17 protein-coding genes and 1 tRNA gene are annotated in these 18,565 nt (G+C 53.7%); 13 read left to right on the forward strand and 5 right to left on the reverse strand.

Features of this window, described 5'->3' with window-relative positions; all coding sequences use genetic code 11:
- Positions 1-98 precede the first annotated feature (98 nt).
- From M0646_RS09895 to M0646_RS09910, 4 genes are read left to right on the forward strand one after another with little or no spacing between them, the layout of a single operon-like run.
- Entirely contained in the window at positions 99-2,390 is a 2,292-nt protein-coding gene (locus tag M0646_RS09895; protein WP_149820431.1) for a nitric-oxide reductase large subunit, read from the forward strand.
- A 34-nt stretch (positions 2,391-2,424) separates the two neighbouring features.
- Complete coding sequence (gene ric, locus M0646_RS09900; RefSeq protein WP_149820433.1) at positions 2,425-3,141, forward strand: iron-sulfur cluster repair di-iron protein; 717 nt, start codon at positions 2,425-2,427, stop codon at positions 3,139-3,141.
- Entirely contained in the window at positions 3,141-3,587 is a 447-nt protein-coding gene (locus M0646_RS09905; protein WP_149820435.1) for a CopD family protein, read from the forward strand. Before ric ends, M0646_RS09905 begins: the two co-directional genes overlap by 1 nt.
- Before the next feature lie 14 nt (positions 3,588-3,601).
- Positions 3,602-4,435, forward strand: coding sequence for a YwiC-like family protein (locus M0646_RS09910; protein ID WP_149820437.1), 834 nt, complete (start codon positions 3,602-3,604; stop codon positions 4,433-4,435).
- A gap of 106 nt (positions 4,436-4,541) precedes the next feature.
- On the opposite strand, the gene M0646_RS09915 is transcribed toward M0646_RS09910, so the two are convergent.
- The 3 genes from M0646_RS09915 to M0646_RS09925 all read right to left on the reverse strand — a co-directional run bounded on the left by M0646_RS09915 (position 4,542) and on the right by M0646_RS09925 (position 8,002).
- Positions 4,542-5,354: an ABC transporter ATP-binding protein gene (locus tag M0646_RS09915; protein WP_226971943.1), complete on the reverse strand. Its 813-nt coding sequence runs from the start codon at positions 5,352-5,354 to the stop codon at positions 4,542-4,544.
- On the reverse strand, positions 5,344-6,594 hold the full coding sequence (locus M0646_RS09920) for a branched-chain amino acid ABC transporter permease (protein ID WP_149820439.1): 1,251 nt from the start codon (positions 6,592-6,594) through the stop codon (positions 5,344-5,346). Before M0646_RS09920 ends, M0646_RS09915 begins: the two co-directional genes overlap by 11 nt.
- A gap of 97 nt (positions 6,595-6,691) precedes the next feature.
- Entirely contained in the window at positions 6,692-8,002 is a 1,311-nt protein-coding gene (locus tag M0646_RS09925; protein WP_286649598.1) for a PrsW family glutamic-type intramembrane protease, read from the reverse strand.
- Between the two features lie 195 nt (positions 8,003-8,197).
- Here M0646_RS09925 and M0646_RS09930 point away from each other — a divergent pair.
- From M0646_RS09930 to M0646_RS09970, 9 genes are all read left to right on the forward strand, one after another.
- Positions 8,198-8,270 (forward strand) — tRNA-Ala (locus tag M0646_RS09930).
- A 225-nt stretch (positions 8,271-8,495) separates the two neighbouring features.
- Positions 8,496-9,152 (forward strand): DNA methyltransferase, encoded by a 657-nt coding sequence (locus M0646_RS09935; RefSeq protein ID WP_315863167.1) that lies wholly within the window; start codon positions 8,496-8,498, stop codon positions 9,150-9,152.
- Positions 9,136-10,644, forward strand: a complete 1,509-nt coding sequence (locus M0646_RS09940; protein ID WP_399374817.1) for an Eco57I restriction-modification methylase domain-containing protein — start codon at positions 9,136-9,138, stop codon at positions 10,642-10,644. Before M0646_RS09935 ends, M0646_RS09940 begins: the two co-directional genes overlap by 17 nt.
- Positions 10,645-11,182: 538 nt before the next feature.
- Entirely contained in the window at positions 11,183-11,524 is a 342-nt protein-coding gene (locus M0646_RS09945; RefSeq protein ID WP_286625557.1) for a GIY-YIG nuclease family protein, read from the forward strand.
- Between the two features lie 475 nt (positions 11,525-11,999).
- Positions 12,000-14,513, forward strand: coding sequence for a GIY-YIG nuclease family protein (locus M0646_RS09950; protein ID WP_286625559.1), 2,514 nt, complete (start codon positions 12,000-12,002; stop codon positions 14,511-14,513).
- A 24-nt stretch (positions 14,514-14,537) separates the two neighbouring features.
- Positions 14,538-14,669, forward strand: coding sequence for an N-6 DNA methylase (locus tag M0646_RS09955; protein WP_149820449.1), 132 nt, complete (start codon positions 14,538-14,540; stop codon positions 14,667-14,669).
- Positions 14,656-14,898, forward strand: a complete 243-nt coding sequence (locus M0646_RS09960; RefSeq protein WP_286649601.1) for a hypothetical protein — start codon at positions 14,656-14,658, stop codon at positions 14,896-14,898. The genes M0646_RS09955 and M0646_RS09960 overlap by 14 nt, the downstream gene beginning before the upstream one ends.
- 122 nt (positions 14,899-15,020) lie before the next feature.
- Positions 15,021-16,007, forward strand: a complete 987-nt coding sequence (locus M0646_RS09965; protein WP_286625561.1) for a hypothetical protein — start codon at positions 15,021-15,023, stop codon at positions 16,005-16,007.
- The gene (locus M0646_RS09970) at positions 16,004-16,336 is read left to right on the forward strand and encodes a PIN domain-containing protein (protein WP_286625562.1); all 333 of its coding nucleotides are present in this window, start codon (positions 16,004-16,006) and stop codon (positions 16,334-16,336) included. The genes M0646_RS09965 and M0646_RS09970 overlap by 4 nt, the downstream gene beginning before the upstream one ends.
- A 214-nt stretch (positions 16,337-16,550) precedes the next feature.
- Here the strand turns inward: M0646_RS09970 and M0646_RS09980 are convergent, their stop codons facing one another.
- The gene (locus M0646_RS09980) at positions 16,551-17,480 is read right to left on the reverse strand and encodes an RluA family pseudouridine synthase (protein WP_149820453.1); all 930 of its coding nucleotides are present in this window, start codon (positions 17,478-17,480) and stop codon (positions 16,551-16,553) included.
- A 9-nt stretch (positions 17,481-17,489) separates the two neighbouring features.
- A complete protein-coding gene (chlG, locus tag M0646_RS09985) occupies positions 17,490-18,485 on the reverse strand; it encodes a chlorophyll synthase ChlG (RefSeq protein ID WP_286625563.1) in 996 nt (331 codons plus the stop codon).
- Positions 18,486-18,565: the final 80 nt, after the last annotated feature.

The raw sequence follows: 18,565 nt of genomic DNA on the forward strand, positions 1-18,565 counted from the left end.
GTTAAATATTTCTCAAGGTTCCTTTTGACCTAAGTCAAGGCGCTACCCCCCAAGCCGCAGCTACCTTAAGTCTCAATAGCTGCCGAGAGGAAGTGTCTATGGCAAACGTCCCCTTCAATATTACTCAAGCAGCTCACCTAGAGCGAGGGTGGCACTTGCGGCTGCCCGCTTGGTTAGTGCTGGTCTGTGTCATTACCTTTAGTGTGCTGCTGACAGCAGGCGCCGTTATTTACCGGCATGCCCCGCCGATACCGACAACGATTGTCTCGCCCCAACAGGAGGTGCTTTTTAGCCGTGAGAACATACAGCGAGGTCAAGAACTGTATTTGGCACGGGGCGGCCAGCACATTGGCAGCATCTGGGGTCATGGCAGTTATCTGGCTCCAGACTGGACAGCGGATGTGCTGCACCGCTGGGGTCTAGCCACGGCTGGAATTCTCTACCGCGGCGATGCGAGCTTTAGCCAAGCAGATTGGGAGGCACTCTCTGCCTCTGAGCGGGCTCAACTACAGGTGCAAGTGCAAGAGCAATTTAAGCCCAACCGTTACAATCCTGAAACAGGAGTGCTGACGCTCACCCGTGCTCAAACCCAAGGACTGCGCCACGTCTTTGAGCAGTACAAAACACTGCTATCCCAAGGTGCTGCGGCGCACTCTATTCCGCGCAACTGGTTTACTGATCCCGCGCAAATCCGCGATGTGACTGCTTTTTTTGCCTGGACCGCTTGGGCAGCAGTCGCCACTCGTCCTTTGGCGCCCTTTTCCTACACGGCGAATTTTCCCCATGATCCACTGGTGGGCAACCAACCCCCAGGGCAGTTTGTCATTTGGTCGATTGTCTCAGTCGTCGTGTTAATTGCTGCGATCGCCGGCTTTCTCGTTGTCTATCTGCTCCAAGGGGAGGATGCGGTTCAAGCGGTAACAGAGCGCCCCGCCATCCGCCTTGCCACCCCCAGCCAAAAAGTGACTACCCTTTTCTTTGGGGTGGCCATGGGTCTGTTTCTCCTGCAGATCCTCATGGGCATGGTCACTGCCCACTATGCCGTGGAAGGAGATGGATTTTATGGTGTGCCAATTCAGCAGTATCTCCCCTACGCTGCCTCACGGACATGGCACGTGCAACTGGCGGTCTTTTGGATTGCCACCTGCTGGCTGGCGGCCGGTCTATACTTTGGTCCTCGCTTTGCGCGCCATGAACCGAAGTTTCAGGCTTGGGGAAACATGGGGCTTCTGATTGCCCTCACCGTAGTGGTTCTTGGTTCCCTTGGGGGAGCTTGGGCAGCCGTTCAGGGCTATCTGGGTGCCCGGAGTTTTTGGTTGGGCCATCAGGGCTATGAGTATGTGGAGCTAGGGCGACTTTGGCAACTCTTGCTGATTGGTGGCATGGTATTTTGGTTATGGTTGATGTTTCGGGCGCTGCGACCTGCCCTTCAGGCAGAAGGGAGCAAGACAGGCCTCAACCACTTTTTCCTTTACAGCGCCATTACCATTCCCCTCTTTTATGGGGCAGGGCTGATGTACACCAACCATACCCCTCTCAGTGTGGCTGAGTATTGGCGCTGGTGGGTGGTTCATCTGTGGGTAGAGGGCTTCTTTGAGGTCTTTGCCACGGTGGCGATCGCCTACTTGTGCAGTGAACTGGGATTCCTAAGGCGCTCCGCAGCTCTGCGGGCCACTTACTTGACCACCATTCTCTACCTCGGCAGTGGTGTCATTGGCACACTCCATCACCTCTATTTTGCGGGTACACCGGTTCTGATCACTGCTTTGGGCGCTGTGGCCTCAGCGTTGGAAGTGGTTCCCTTGACCCTGATTGGGTTTGAGGTTCTGAAGTCGCTGCAGCTTTCCCAAGAAGCCCAAGGGTTCTATCGGCTACCCCTGCGATTTTTCATTGCTACCTGCTTTTGGAATTTGCTGGGGGCAGGGGTTTTTGGTTTTCTAATCAATCCACCGATAGTTCTCTACTATTCCCAAGGACTGAATACGACGCCAATTCATGCCCATGCCGCCCTCTACGGCGTATACGGCTCGCTGGCGATCGCCTTAATGCTCTTTGTGCTGCGGGAAATCACCCCGGAAACTGCTTGGGATGAAAAGACCTTCAACTGGGCATTTTGGTGGCTCAACGGTGGCTTGGTGGGCATGCTGGTGCTCGGTCTGATTCCCAATGGCTTCTATCAGCTGGTGCAATCCATTAACCACGGTACTTGGTATGCCCGCAGTGGAGCCGTCATTCACTCCCCCTGGATGGAATGGACCGTCTGGCTGCGGATTCCTGGGGATGTCATCTTTGCCGTTGGTGCCGGACTGCTCATCTATGGCGTAGGACGCGCCCTCTGGGGGATTTGGCGGCAGCCCACTGTTGCGGTCTCCCTCGACCTTAGCTCCTAGATTCTCTCTCCACCTTGCATTTGGAGGCCTGACCATGACATCTTTACAACTGACGGATACGGTGGGTGCCCTTGTGCGGGATTACCCTTCCTTAGCGGCCTTGTTTGAGACGGCAGAGATTGATTACTGTTGTGGCGGTCGGCAAACCCTTGCTGAAGCCTGTGCCCAGCGGGGCATCGATGCCCAAACCTTCCTTAAGGAGCTAGAAGCTGCCATAGAAACTGCTCCTGAGCCGGCGATCGCTGACCTTTCACTGACCGCCCTCGTTGACCACATTGAAACAGTGCACCATGCCTACTTGCAGCGGGAACTCCCCCGCCTCGAGGCGCAGGCGGAGAAGGTGGCAGCCGTTCACGGCTCGCGGGATGCCCGTCTCCAGCAACTGCACGCAACCGTCGTGGCCTTGGCCGCAGAGCTAAAACCCCACCTCCAAAAAGAGGAGCAAGTTCTGTTCCCCAGGCTGCGGCAGCTGGAGAAAAGCTATGATCGGGCAGTCGATGTCTTGATCCCAGCTGCGATTGATTGTATGCAACGGGAGCATGAAGAGACGGGCGTAGCCCTCAGCCAGTTGCGTCGCCTTAGCGATGGTTTTACGCCGCCTGAGTGGGCCTGCAATACGTACCGCGTGCTTTTGGCAGGGTTGTTGAGCCTTGAGAAAGACTTGCACCAGCATATCCACAAGGAAAACAATCTCCTGTTTCCCAAGGCGATCGCCCTCCTTGAAGCCAAGCGTCTAGCCTGTGCGTCGTGATGTTATTCAAACTCCTGGTGATTCTCCATACCCTCGGCGCAACTGTATGGGTGGGCGGGCACCTTGTTCTTGCCCTAACCGTTCTACCCAAGGCCCTCAGGCAGCAGGATGCAACGCCCATCCAGCAGTTTGAGCAGCCTTTTGAAAGGTTGGGTCTGGGGGCATTATTGCTGCAGGTGCTGACGGGTATTGCCCTAACCCTCATTTATTTTCCCGGCGGGGTGGGATTTTGGCCACCGCAGTCTGTGGTCTCCCAATATGTTCTCGTGAAGTTGGGACTGTTGCTGGCAACCCTTGCCCTCGCTGTACAGGCCCGCTGGTTCATTTTGCCCAAGCTGACAGCAGAAACACTGCCCCGGCTGGGGTTTCACATTATGGGGGTCACCGTTTTGGCTGTTCTGTTGACTATTTTTGGTGTTGGTATTCGTCTAGGGGGATTGGTTTAGTGGAGGATGCAATCATGACCATCTCAGAGTCATCAGCGGTTGCGGAAACTGCATCAGCAGCAAGGAGGGGAACACCTTGGTACGTGCCCACCTTCTCCCCAGAACATGGGGTTTATGTGATGTTGATTGTGGCGTTTCTCACGGGGGCAGCAGCAGCGCAGCACTGGAGTTGGAGAACTACGCTGGCTCTGGTGACTGCCTTTAGTGCCTTTCAGGCGGAGCATCCCTTAACACTACAAATCAAGCAGCGGCGAAGTTGGAAACCCCGTTGCCTGGTGTGGGGAGGTGTCTACAGTGCCCTTGCCCTTGGCCTTGCTTTTTATCTTTACCTTGCGGTGCCACGGTTACTTTGGATTTACCTAGGGGCGATCGCCATTTTTGTGATTGATAGTATTGCTGTGTTTTATCGTCAGCGTAAAGCCATCTGGAACGAGTTACTCACCTTTGCAGGGGTCTGCTTGGTGGCTCCCCTAACGGAGATGGCCACCACTGAAGAGGCCTCTTTCCTGTCTGTTGGATTATGGCTGTTGAATACCCTTTTCTTTGGCAGTGCGATTTTTGCTGTGAAGCTGCGTAAGCACAAAACCGCCTTTTGGCTTCCTGGTGTGGTTTATCACAGCGTTGCCGCTCTCCTCATTGGTCTTTTGTGGTGGCTAAGGTGGTTGCCCCCCTTGGCAGCGGCGGCCTTTGCCATTGCACTGCTCAAGTTTGGTCTCATTGTTTGGCAAGCCAACTGGTACAGAAACACAGCCATAAAAAACGTTGCCTTGCTGGAAACAGGCTCAGCATTTTTATTTCTCAGCCTGATCCTTGCGGCGCTATTGCCTGCCCATTTGCCTCGACCTTAGCTTTTTTAGCGGTTTTGGCCCAATGCGCGTCGCAGGGGGAGGATTCAAAGCTGTGGAGAGCCATGCCAACGATCCCCAAAGCCTTAGCCCTTAATGGGAGTAGGAACTACTGTCCGAGGTAAGCGGTCAGAACCTCAGGATTGGTTTGAATCTCAGTGGGGGAACCATCCGCCAGATTTTTCCCCTCTGCTAAGACCCAGATGTGCTGACACAGGGACATGACCACGTCCATATTGTGTTCAATAATCAAAAATGTCACGCCCTGTTGGTTCCACCGCACAATGTGCTCACAAATTTGATGGATCAAGGTGGGGTTCACACCTGCTGCTGGCTCATCGAGGAGCACCATGCGGGGATGGTGCATCATCACCCGTGCCATTTCTAAAAGTTTGCGTTGCCCTCCCGACAAGGCGCCAGCGTAGTCATGGGCCTTAGCGGTTAACCCCACAGACTCCAAAATCTCCCACGCCCGTTGCCGCAGCTTTTGTTCCTCTTGACGAATGCGCAGCGGTTGTAGCCAACTATTCCAGAATTTCTCCCCTGTTTGCAGCGGCGCCGCCAAGAGCATATTTTCGAGAACCGAGAGGCGCGAGAGCACACGGGGCACTTGGAAGGTGCGCAGGAGTCCTTGGAGAGCAACTTGGTGGGTGGGCAGATGGCTAATGGGGGCACCATCAAAAATCACGCGGCCTTGGTCGGGGGTGAGGAAATTGCACAACAGGTTGAATAGGGTGGTTTTGCCCGCACCATTGGGGCCAATGAGACCGGTGATGCTGCCGCGGGCAACCCGAATTTCCACATGATCGACAGCGCGAATACCACCAAAACTTTTGCACAGCCCCGTGGCCACTAGGAGATCCGAAGGCAAGACTTGACTGACACCACTAGAGACGGGCGCAAGAGAAGATTCATCGACCAAGGCTGAGTTCCTCCTTTTTGCCCAAAATACCTTGGGGTCGCCACATCATCAAGATAATGAGGACAAGGCCAATGAGCATCATCCGCAAGGCCTCTAGGCGACCGCCATCAAGGGGAATAAAGCGGGTCAGGGCAGTGTAGGCCCAAAAGAGGGCAGCGCCGAGGAGGGTACCCATGTTATTGCCTGCGCCCCCCAAAACCACAATGGTCCACGCCTGAAATGTAATCAGGGATACAAAGCCGTCGGGGTTAATAAAGGTCAGCTGCCACGCATAAAACGACCCGGCCACCGCCGCGATCGCCCCCCCCAGAAGGAAGGATTGCATTTTGTAGGCAAAGACATTTTTACCCAAGGCCTTGGCCACTTCTTCATCCTCACGGATGGCTTTGAGCACCCGTCCCCAAGGAGAACGGATCAAACGCTCCAACTGCCACACCACCAAAGCAAGCACCAATACCAGCAGCCACAACAACCCAGCGCGGTAGCTAAAGGCCCACAGACCAAGGGTTAGAGCTTTGACCACCAGACCCACCAAAGCAGCGGCCAAGGTATTCAGGGCAATGGGAACCACGGCTCGTTTTTCTGGATGGCAATAATAGCTCACAAGGGCGATCGCCCCACCCAGCGTCACCAGTGTCAACCCAAGAGGAAAAAGGGCAATTCCCCGGCCTAAGCTCAAGGGGAGCAACGTTGCCCAAAGGTTGAGGGTACCGGTTATCAGCAGGGCCGCATAGCTAGGGAGTAACCAGCGGGGATGCGATCGCCCATACTGCCGCTGTAGCCATTGCCACCACTGCCATGCAGCCGCCCCCACCACAGCCCAAAAAAGAGCAATCATCCCCAGTTTGGTCAGCAGATTGGGATTGAACTGAGCAAGGGGCAGCGGAAACCCATACACCCCCCGACCGCCTCGGGTTAGCCAATCCTCATTGAGGGCAATCAAGCGGACAATTTCCGCCATGCCGATCGTCACAATCGCGAGGTAATCTTCCCGCAGCCGCAGCGTCGCAATCCCCATTAAAAAGCCCAGTCCCATCGCCAGCACCACGCCAGCAAGGACAGCAAAGAACATGGGGACGCCAGCAATCCCCAACAAAATCGTGGTGTAGGAACCAATGGCCAAAAAGCCAACATGGCCAAAGTTAATTAGCCCCGTATAGCCCCAGTGCAAATTCAGCCCCAAGCTAAAAAGGGCAAAGGTGGCAGTAAAGATACCAAGGGAAATGAGATAGCCAACCATTTAGATCATCGAAGTTAAGGGCGAGACAGTTGCGCTGCGCTGTTGCGATCGCGCCAGTGGATGAAGGAATCAAAATGAGTATATTTTATACACCTGCCTAGCGATAACCATAGAACCGAGTGGCAAAGTTTTGCGATCGCGTCGGGGACAGTTGACGCGCTTTCAAAATCGCGGCGGTGAGAAATACATAGGCCAAAATCCCCACCACTGCCAAACCCATCGGACCAAAACGGGCGGCAGCCGTATTCCAAAGGGCATGCAGAAAGGCCGCTAGACCTAGGCCAACCATTAAAATCAAGGGCGCTCGATGGGGGCGCAATACACTCAATCCCACACAATAGCCCAAGTAGCCCGTGTAGGCCATGTGCCCCGTTAGGGATCCCAAGACCCGGGGAATCAGCACTTGCAGACCAGCTAAATTACCAAATTGACCGGCAATACTAGGGACATACTGCCCAAGGGTTTCTGTCCACGTAAAACCGAGGCCGGCAGCCGCTCCCAAGAGAATACCATCGAGGGGTTCCCATACGCCCACCTTTTGTTTCCACGGACTCGGCAGCCATCGCCCTAAGCCATAGGCTACGATAATGGGTAACGCCTTGAGTAGCTCTTCCATTAACCCGGCACCAATGAAGTTGCGGCTGAATAACACCCAAAATGAGGGATGGGGCGGATGCAGTTGGCCGGGTAAAACGGTGCGAAAGACATAGATCATCGCTGGCAAAATTGGGCTTTGCAGAATCAAAATTTCCAGCGTCAACGTGCCCAGTAGAACCCATGCAGGTTTGCGTTTGCCACAGAGTTGATAGATGAAGTAATAGGCAGCACTGCCCAAATAGAGCGCCAAGATGACTTTGAAGGCATCGGGGGAGCCAGCAGTGGCAAAAAGGAGGATAACCGCAACAACCGTGACAATCCCCGGTACCAGATAGGCTTTGCGTACCCAGTCGGGATGAATGGCAAAAATGGGTAGGAGTTGGGTGAGGGTGAGGGGTTGATCGGGCTGGGTGCTTACGACTTCAGTGAGGGGAAGATATTCTAGGACAAATTCAGGCCCTTGGCGCCCCAATTGAATGCGATCGCCCGCCTTGAGCACAGTTGATGTTTCCACTCGCTGTTGATTGACATAGGTGCCATTGACACTGCCGAGGTCAGCGATCGCCCACACGGGAATACTGCCACGCTTTTGACAGGTGAGTTGGGCATGGTGGCGGGAAACAGACGTATAAATGTGAGCGTCAAGGACAATATGGCAAGTATCGGGATCACGGCCAATAATGGTCACATCCTCCTGCGACAGCCAAAACTGCCCCACTTCAGGGGAAACTTGCCGCAGTACGCCCGCATACTTCAGCGTTGGATGGAGGGGGGAGCGATCGCGATTCATTGGTACCCGTATCAACTGCAAGGGGGACGATGAGACTCCCAAAGTCCTAGCCACTTAGCACTCACACCCACTATACACTGAGGACTTGAGACCGCCTTTGCGCAAAGGGGCGATGCGAGGGGAAACCATGGCTGTCCATCCTAGGCAGAGCCTTACTTTGGGGGCAGGAGTTGACAAAGGGCAGCATTTTGCGCAATGATAAAATTCTGCTGATTTGGGGCTATAGCTCAGTTGGTAGAGCACTTCAATGGCATTGAAGGGGTCAGCGGTTCGAGTCCGCTTAGCTCCAGTGGAAACGCAAACCATGCTTTTTGTTAGACCGAGGGGTGCAGTCAGTATAGGCTGTCACTCCAAATCAGCACCGCAATGAACCATGGCACTCGCAAAGGAAACCGAACGGGCGATCGCATCCTTCCGAAACAAGGAGCGTTTAATCCTCCCTTCCAGACCGACCCACCGGCCGACCAGTTGTCCATGGGGCGAAATTGAGGTTTGACTTCCATGTTGGCGAGCGATGAGAACAATGACAAAATCCAGACAGCGGGTGGTGGATTACGGTGAGGTTCTGACACCGCCGCCCATCGTCAACGCCATGCTCGATCTGGTCAAGCAGGAGACCGAGCGCATTGACTCGCGTTTCCTGGAGCCAGCCTGCGGCACGGGGAACTTTCTCATCGAGATTTTGCACCGGAAACTTCGTGTTGTCGAAGCGCGCTACGCCAAGGGTCAATTAGAATACGAGCGTTATGCTGTCCTGGCCGTGTCGTCGCTCTACGGGATTGACATTCTGGAAGACAACGCTGCGGAATGCCGGCAACGCCTGTTTGCCGTGTTTGACGAAGCCTACACGCGGCTTTTCAAAGACAAGATCAAAGCGTCCTGCCGGGAAACGGTGCGCTATATCCTCAGCAAAAACATCGTCCACGGCGACGCGCTGACCTTGAAAACCGCAGGGGCCAACCCCCAGCCGATTATTTTCCCAGAGTGGTCACTGGTGAGTGGCAGCCTGCTCAAGCGGCGGGACTTTGCCTTCCATGAACTGGTGAACCAGGGAGCGATGCGGGAGTTACCGCTCTTTTCGGATGCCGGCGAGGAGGTGTTCATCCCTGAACCGGTCAAAGACTATCCGCCGGTGCATTTCCTAGAGGTTCCCCATGCCTATGATGGCTGACCACAACCCCGACGTGCTCTTGTGCTTGGCCAACCTCTCCAGCGACGAGGTCTTTACGCCGCCGCAACTGGCCAACCAGATGCTGGATTTGCTGCCGGCTGATCTCTGGCGCAACCCAGAGGCTCGCTTTCTCGACCCGGCCTGCAAGTCGGGGGTGTTTTTGCGCGAGATCGCCAAGCGGCTGGACAAGGGCTTGGAAACCCAAATCCCCGATCGCCAGGCGCGCATCAACCACATCATGAAAAACCAGCTCTTCGGCATCGCTATTACCGAGCTGACGGCGCTCATCGCGCGGCGCACCCTCTACTGCTCCAAGACCGCCAACGGCAAATACTCCATTTGCACCGCCTTTAACACCGAAGAAGGCAACATCCGCTACCGGCGCACCGAACACACTTGGCGAAACGGCCGCTGCCTCTTCTGCGGCGCCAATGAAGAAAATTACGCCCGCAGCGAGGAACTGGAAACCCACGCCTATGAATTCATTCACACCGAAAACCCAGAGGAGATTTTTAACATGAAATTCGATGTCATCATCGGCAATCCGCCGTATCAGTTGAGTGATGGAGGATTTGGCAGAAGCGCTTCACCTATTTATCACCACTTTGTTAAACAGGCGAAAAAACTCAATCCGCGTTTCCTTGTGATGATTATCCCTTCAAGGTGGTTTGCAGGCGGCAAGGGCTTGGATTCCTTCCGAGCTGAGATGCTTGGCGATGATTGCATTCGAAAACTTGTGGATTTCGAGGATGCGTCAGAGGTCTTCCCCGGCGTAGATATTGCCGGTGGTGTGTGTTATTTCCTCTGGGAGCGGGACGCGCGTGGGCCTTGCGAAGTGACCAATGTGCATAAAGGGGAGAAGGTCGTTTCGATACGGAAACTCGGTGAATTCCCCACCTTCATCCGCCATAGTCAGGCCGTGTCCATTGTGAGAAAAGTACTCGCTAAGAAAGAAAGAAGGATGAGCGAACAGGTGTCCAGCAGGAAACCTTTCGGATTACCTACCAATGCTCGACCACAAAAAGCTGGCGATATCACCCTACGCTGGCAAAATGGCGAAGGACCGTACAAAAGGGAGGATATAACCGTTGGCGTGGAAATGATCGACAAATGGAAAGTTATTACATCTTACGTGGGCTATGACCACGCCGGAAATCCCGGAACAGACGGAAGGAGAAGGGTTTTCTCCAAAATAGACATACTACCTCCGAGAACCATCTGCACAGAAACGTATTTGGTGATTGGGGCTTATGATTCTCAAAAGCAGGCTGAAAATTTGGTGGCTTATATGAAGACCCGGCTCTTTCGTTTCTTGGTATCCCAGTTCATGTATTCGCATCACATTACAAAGGATGCCTACGCCTTCGTCCCCATCCTAGACATGGACACCGAGTGGACCGACGAAAAGCTCTACGAGCGATACGGGCTTACGGAAGAAGAAATTGCCTTTATCGAGTCGAAAATTCGCCCGATGGAGGCTGGTGATGCCTGACAGCTGCTTCCCGTTGCGCCGGAAGGAATAGAACATGTCATTTCGCAGGAGCGCAGCGACCTTGTCATTTCGAAGGAGCGGAGCGACTGAGAAATCCTTCTCCCCATTGTGGGATGAGGATTTCTCGCTTCGCTCGAAATGACACTTGCTACGCTCGAAATGACGCACGCACGGCTCGAATGGAACATCGCCGTTTCGCAGGAGCGCAGCGACGCTGTCATTTCGAAGGAGCGAAGCGACTGAGAAATCCTACCCATCATGGCATGACGATTTCTCGCTTCGCTCGAAATGACGCACGCACGGCTCGAATGGCGCAACACACCCTTATCATTGCGCAGGAGCACAGCGACTATGTCATTTCGAAGGAGCGAGGCGACCTTGTCATTTCGAAGGAGCGCAGCGACTGAGAAATCCTACCCATTATGGCATGACGATTTCTCGCTTCGCTCGAAGTGACACTTGCGGCGCGCGAATGCGCACACTGCGATCGAACCCACAAGGATGAACCTCTCTTGAAATCACAAAGTAAGGAGCGCTCATGAAAAGAGACTATCACTTCTACGTCTACATCCTTACTAACTGGAATAACAAAGTCATGTATGTTGGTATGACAAACAACCTTGAACGCCGAATATACGAACACAAAAACAAACTGGTGGATGGCTTTACCAAAAAATACAACGTGAGCAAACTTGTGTATTACGAGCACACAACTGACGTCTACGCCGCGATCGCCAGAGAAAAACAAATCAAAAAATGGCGGCGAGAAAAAAAGAACCAATTGGTTATGACCACGAACCCCGAGTGGAAGGACTTGAGTTTGGAATGGGAAGCAACACCGAAGGAGCAAGGCAACACCGCTATTTCGAAAGAGCAATAGCAACCATGTCATTCCGAAAGAGCGCAGCGACCTTGTCATTTCGAAGGAGCGCAGCGACTGAGAAATCCTACCCATCATGGCATGACGATTTCTCGCTTCGCTCGAAATGACGCACGCACGGCTCGAATGGCGCAACACACCCTTGTCATTGCGCAGGAGCACAGCAACCTTGTCATTTCGAAAGAGCACAGCAACCTTGTCATTTCGAAGGAGCGCAGCGACTGAGAAATCCTACCCATCATGGCATGACGATTTCTCGCTTCGCTCGAAATGACGCACGCACGGCCCGAATGGCGCAACACACCCTTGTCATTGCGCAGGAGCGCAGCGACCATGTCATTTCGAAGGAGCGAGGCGACCTTGTCATTTCGAAGGAGCGCAGCGACTGAGAAATCTTGCCTAGAGTGTGAGGATTTCTCGCTTCGGTCGAAATGACGTACGCTGTGCTTGGAATGAGAATTGCTAAGATGAAACCATGACAAAAGATTTTTTCCCGCCCCGACCCAAAATCGAGCCGAAAATCTACGCCTACGAGGACACCAACCCGCAGTATGCGGGTCTGCTCAAGATCGGCTACACCACGAAGAGCGTGCAGGAGCGGGTGGCGCAGCAGTATCCCACGCTCCGTCCTGGCGAGAAGCCCTATCGCATCGTGCTGGAGGAGCCGGCCATTCGCAACGACGGCACGGGGTTCACCGACCACGATGTGCACCGCATGTTGCGCATCAATGGCGTTCAGCAGGCCGGCGGCGAGTGGTTCCGCTGCACCGTGGAGCAGGTCAAAGCGGCCATCAACGCCGTACGGCATGGGCAACTCTTTGAGGAGCAGCGATCGCTGAGTTTCGGCTTGCGTCCCGAGCAGGAAGCCGCGATTCAAAAAACCGTCGCCTATTTCCAGACCTGCCGCCGGGAAAGCGACAAGCCGCCCCATTTCCTCTGGAACTGCAAGATGCGCTTTGGCAAGACCTTTGCCGCCTACCAACTGGCCAAGCGCATGGGCTGGAAAAAGATGCTGGTGCTCACCTTCAAGCCGGCAGTGCAAAGCGCTTGGGAAGAAGACTTGCGCTGTCACGTGGATTTTCAGGGCTGGCAATTCATCAAACCCGGCGGCCTCACCTACGAACAGGCGGACAAGAACAGACCCATCGTCTGCTTCGGTTCCTTTCAGGATTATCTGGGTCGCAATCCGAGCACCGGCGGGATTAAAACCAAGAATGAATGGGTGCATACCACACACTGGGACTGCGTGATGTTCGATGAATATCACTTCGGCGCTTGGCGGGAGAAAGCTAAAGACCTTTTTGAATCCGAAGACGAACAGGAAAGAAAAGCGGCGGAAGGTGAAGCCATCGACTACTTTGATGAAGACATTTTGCCCATCACCGCGGATCACTATCTGTATCTTTCCGGCACACCGTTCCGAGCCATTGCCACCGGCGAATTCATCGAAGAGCAGATCTACAACTGGACCTATTCCGACGAACAGCGAGCCAAAGCCGAATGGCAAGGGTCTTCCGAAGACAACCCCTATCGCGCTTTGCCACGTATGGTGCTTTTGACCTATCAACTGCCAGATGCCATCCGCGACGTGGCGATGAAGGGCGAGTTTAACGAGTTCGACCTAAATGTCTTCTTCTCGGCAGAAGGCGTCGGCGAGCAGGCGCGGTTCAAGTATGAAGAGGAAGTCCAGAAGTGGCTCGATCTGATTCGGGGCGCCTATCTCCCCACGAGTGGAGACAACTTAAAACTGGGTGCGCAGAAACCGCCGCTGCCTTTCTCGGATGTGCGGCTGTTGAATGTGCTCTCGCATACCCTGTGGTTCTTGCCCAGCGTTGCCTCTTGCTACGCTATGCAAAATCTGCTGGCAAAGAGCCAAAATAAATTCTACCAAGATTACAAAGTCATCGTTGCTGCCGGTGCAGCCGCGGGTATTGGGGTCAATGCGTTACGGCCAGTTCTGGAGGCAATGGACGATCCGCTGAAGAGCAAAACCATCACCCTCACCTGCGGCAAGCTCACCACCGGCGTGACGGTGCGCCCCTGGACGGGTATTTTCATGCTGCGCAACACCTCCAGCCCGGAGACCTACTTTCAGGCCGCCTTTCGCGTGCAAAGCCCTTGGACCCTCAATAATCCCGACGGTGTTTCGCCCAATGAGGAGCTGATCCTCAAAGAGGAGTGCTACGTCTTCGATTTTGCACCGGATCGGGCCTTGCGCCAGATTGCCGACTACAGTTGCCGCCTCAACGTCAACGGGGAAGACCCAGAAAAGAAGGTGGCAGAATTTATCCAATTTTTGCCGGTGTTGGCCTACGACGGCAGTTCCATGAGGCAGATTGACGCCGCCGGTGTGCTCGATATGGCGATGGCCGGTACCACGGCAACCCTGTTGGCCCGCCGCTGGGAAAGCGCGCTACTGGTGAACGTGGACGACGACACCCTGCGGCGGTTGATGAACAATAAAGAGGCGATGCAGGCTCTCATGCGCATCGAGGGGTTTCGCAATCTCAATCAGGAGATCGAAACCATCATCAACAAATCTGAAGCGGTCAAGAAGGCGAAGAAAGAGGCAAATGACCAGAAACTTTCCTCTCAAGAGAAAAAGCAGCTCACGGAAGAAGAAAAGGAATTCAAGAGCAAGCGCAAGCAAATTCAGGAAAAACTTATCAAACTTGCCACCCGCATCCCCATTTTCATGTACCTGACCGATTACCGAGAACGAACCCTGCGGGATGTGATCACGCAACTGGAGCCTGGGTTGTTCAAGAAGGTCACAGGGTTGACGGTCAAAGACTTTGAACTGCTCGTCAGCTTGGGGGTATTCAACAGTGCTCTGATGAACGATGCGGTGTATAAGTTCAAAAGATATGAAGACCCGAGCTTGGCCTATACAGGGATCAATAAGCATGAAGGGGAAGGCATCGGCTTGTATGATACCGTCCTCCGTCGCGGAAACTGCCCCTCATCCCTGCCCGAAGTAAGCATTTAGAGGGATTGATTCAGAATTGAGCGCTTGCTGGCGCAGTTCGAATACCACATCAAGCTCTATGAGACGCTCTTTATCCAGCACATGATGAATGCCCTGCGCCCCGCTGAGCGCGCCGCTGTGGTACTCAAGGAAGGGCTGCTGTTTGACTCCATTTGACTCCAAGAAGATGCTGCGCCATATCTGCTGCAAGCTTGTGGAACAGTTCGAGATCCTAGCGGTCATCAGCCTGCCCAACGGCGTCGTGGGCAACGATAGACCAGATTCGCGCGTCGACGACAACCTGACCGCACGCCGCTACTGCCGGCACCAAGCCGAGGCCGTCGAGCACGAAAAGCCGGAGGTGCTCATCAATCGCCTGCTGGAGCTAGAGGAGGAAATATACTGAAGACCTGCGCCAGCTTCTGGCGATGGTATCGGGAAATAATTTTGTCAGCAGTTCACAACGCTCGATAAATGCTTAATGATAAATGCTTAATAAATTAGCCTAGTCATGAGGAGGTGCGCACCATGAACGGGAAAACTTCACTATTGACCCTGATTTTAGAAGGCAGGTTTGTCCGCTCAGGTCGAATAGCTGTTTCACAGCTTTCAGAGCTTTTGTCGAGCCTTCAAAAAGTCTTTTACCGCACCGGCCAAGTGCTCTTAGGCGAAACCGATAGTATTCGCAAAGGACCCAAGTCGAAACAGCTCAAGCAGCTTCTGGAATTAGACCTTATTGAGATTAACCACGGAAGCCCATCAACCCTACTCCGCTTCGACAGGCGAGCTGAACCAAGCTTGTTCCCCGAAGAGGATTTTTTACTTCACATCTTAGAGACTGCTCTTACAGGCATACGCGAAGTCCAAGAGCCGGCTGATGTCCTTCCTCGTGGATTTGATCGGGGAGTCTTACTTGCATGGCGTGATGTCGGCAGGCTTTTCCAGAAAGAAGTATATTCAATAACTTTTGAACTCAATCATCGTCCAAGTCCGCTACGGGTTCAGTACACCCCCCAAGCGTTCCAGGTAATCCAGCAGCGGATTCAGGGACCCAAAACTCACCTCACCACCATTGAAGACCGCTTGCTTATGGCGGACTTCAAAGAAGAAGGTATGCGGTTACGGGTTCATCCTCCTGTTGGTGATCCAGTCGTATGCGTGTTCGACGAGGAGCAAAAGGAAGAGGTACTTGAGAATCTTCTGCGTCGCGTCCGCATAATCGGTGAAGCACTCAGCGATCCTGAGACCGGCAAGATTAACCGAGTGCGTATCCACGACATCGAACCTTTAGAGGAACTCACGGAGGCGATAGAGGAAATTCCGCTCGCTCCAGCAGAAGTTTATGATTTCTGGACTTCAAGGACACTGGAAGAACTTGCCCAAATGCAGGGCGTCCAGCCTGTAGCTAATCTTGCTACTTTATATGGCACTTGGCCCGGCGAACGCAACGATGGCTTTGAGGAGTTCATTCAAGAATTGCGACAAGGCAATGTCATCGGGAGGCATGGCTCGTGACATCCGCCTATCTGCTCTTGGATACTAACATTCTCTCGTACATCATGAAAGGTGCGCCAGAGGCGAGGCTTTATGAGAATCATCTCTTCGGCACAACCTTGGCGATTTCCTTCATCACTGTTGGCGAACTTTGGGCAGGGGCAGAATACGCTGGGTGGGGAGAGCAGAAGCGAAAGAAGCTTGAGAGCGTGCTCCGTAACTTTGTGGTGATTCCTTATGACTACGAAATCGCAAAAAGGTACGGCGAGATTGTTGCAGGACGAAAGCGTATCGGTAAGCCGATTTCCTTTGCCGATGCTTGGATCGCTGCTTGTGCGCTGTGCTATTAGGTGCCGCTCGTTACTCATAACGAGAAAGACTTCCAGAATATACCCAACCTTTCCGTAATCACACAGCAAGGTGGTCAGACACCATGACCACGTTTGCCATCACAGTATTCGGCTGAGTCAATACTGTTTGCCGGCGTTAGGGATCGTTGTTGATGATGGATAATGCACCAATTCATCCGAAAAGGGCGATTCAGGCAGTGGTGAAAGCAGCGGGTCACGAAGTGTTATTCTGGCGCAGTAGTCGCAGTAGTTTTTGCCAATGCTCTGGCAGAGGGGCGATCGCCACGATCTCCTCACCTGTACGTGGATGCTGCAACTGTAAGCGATAGGCATGGAGCGCTTGGCCGGGCAGTTTTACTTTTAGCGGTGCACCGCGGCCATAGACAGGATCCCCCAACAGCGGCCAACCAAGGTGAGCAGCATGAACGCGGATTTGATGGGTGCGACCGGTTTCAAGGCGAAACTCCACAAGGGCACAGTGGCGAAAGCGCTCCTGCACGTACCAGTGGGTAATTGCTGTGCGGCCTTTTTCAGGGGGCACCACCGCCATCTTTTTGCGATCTACCGGGTGACGACCAATGGGCGCAATGACGGTTCCAGTGTCCTCAGGGGGTTGACCATAGACAACACCAAGGTAGTGGCGCTGCATTTGCCGTGCTTTCAATTGCTGTTGCAGATGGTGTAGGGCAAACTCCGTTTTGGCAACAACCATCACCCCGGAGGTGTCTTTGTCTAGGCGATGCACAATCCCCGGTCGCTGGACACCGCCAATGCCTGTCAACTCAGGGCAATGGGCTAACAGACCATGAACCAAGGTGCCGTGGCGATGACCGGGGGCAGGATGCACCACTAGATCCACGGGTTTATTGAGAATTAGTAACTCATCATCCTCATAGAGAATACTCAGGGGTAGGGATTCAGGGATTAAATCCAATGGCTCTGGCTCAGGGAGCACCACCTCTAGTACCTCCCCACCACTGAGGGGCTGATTTTTGCGATCGCACACTTGGCCATTCATACGCACATGTCCCTGTTGGATCAGCTGCTGCCAGCGCGATCGCGAGAGTTCAGGATGCTGCTGTGCAAGAAACGTATCGAGGCGATCGCCCCCCTGTTCTACCTTGAAGATTAGGGATGTCGCCATGCCCCTCAACTACCCCAGCGTATGTCCAAGGGCTAGACCCACCACTAGCATCCCTAAGACGAGAAAGGGCTGAGCACTGGCTTGGTACTTCACATCGTTTTTCAAGGGATCTCGCAGGAAGTACATATCCTGAAAGACAATTTGGGGAATAATCAGCAAAATCAGCAGCACTGCATAAAGATTGGCATGGATCGCCATCAGGTAACCAGCTATTGCCAACTGGAAAATGTCAATCATCAGAACACAAATCCATGCGGCGGTAGTAACGCCAAACATCACCGGCAAGGAAGCCAAGCCGAGTTGGCGATCGCCCTCAACGCTTTTGAAGTCATTGACAATGGCAATACCCAAGCCCGCCAAACTGTAAATCAACGTCAAGATCACAATCGTCGGTGTCAATTCGCCAAAAAGGGCGTGACCTGCCCACCACGGTAAAGCAATGTAGCTGGCCCCTAGGGCATAATTCCCCAGCCAACCATTCTTTTTCAGCTTCAGGGGCGGTGCGGAATAAATATACGCCAAAAAGCCTCCCAGCAAAGCAATTTTGGTCACAGGGAACGTGGGATGGCCAGCCCATAGATCGAGTAGAACAGCTAGACCCAAACCTGCGACAACGAGGAAGATAATCTGCGCCCGCACTTGGTTAAGGGAAATCGCCCCTGAAGGAATGGGACGGTAGGGTTCGTTAATCGCATCAATCTCGCGATCGTAGTAATCGTTGAGCGTTTGCGTATAGCCCGCCATCAAAGGCCCCGACAGCAGCATACAGGTCGCTGCCTTGAGCACATCCTCCAGACTCCAGGTAAATCCCCCCGACGAGGCTGCACCACAGACCACGCCCCAAAGGAGGGGGATCCATGTAATCGGCTTCATTAGTTGCAGGCGAATTTTCCAGATATTGGTCTCGCCGCTTTTGGCACCCTTCATGCCCAGCAGTTGCCGTGCGGCTGCCGTTGTACTTTCTGGGAATGTTGAAGTCGTCGTTGAATCGGGGGTTTCCGTCATAGCGCTTGTTGTGCTCAGCAATCACCTCAATGATTATAGTCGTTTCACCTTCCGCCACCTAGGGGGATCATGTTGCCCTC

Origin of the sequence: Thermosynechococcus sp. B3, assembly GCF_030323045.1 — a bacterium.
Classification (GTDB): domain Bacteria; phylum Cyanobacteriota; class Cyanobacteriia; order Thermosynechococcales; family Thermosynechococcaceae; genus Thermosynechococcus.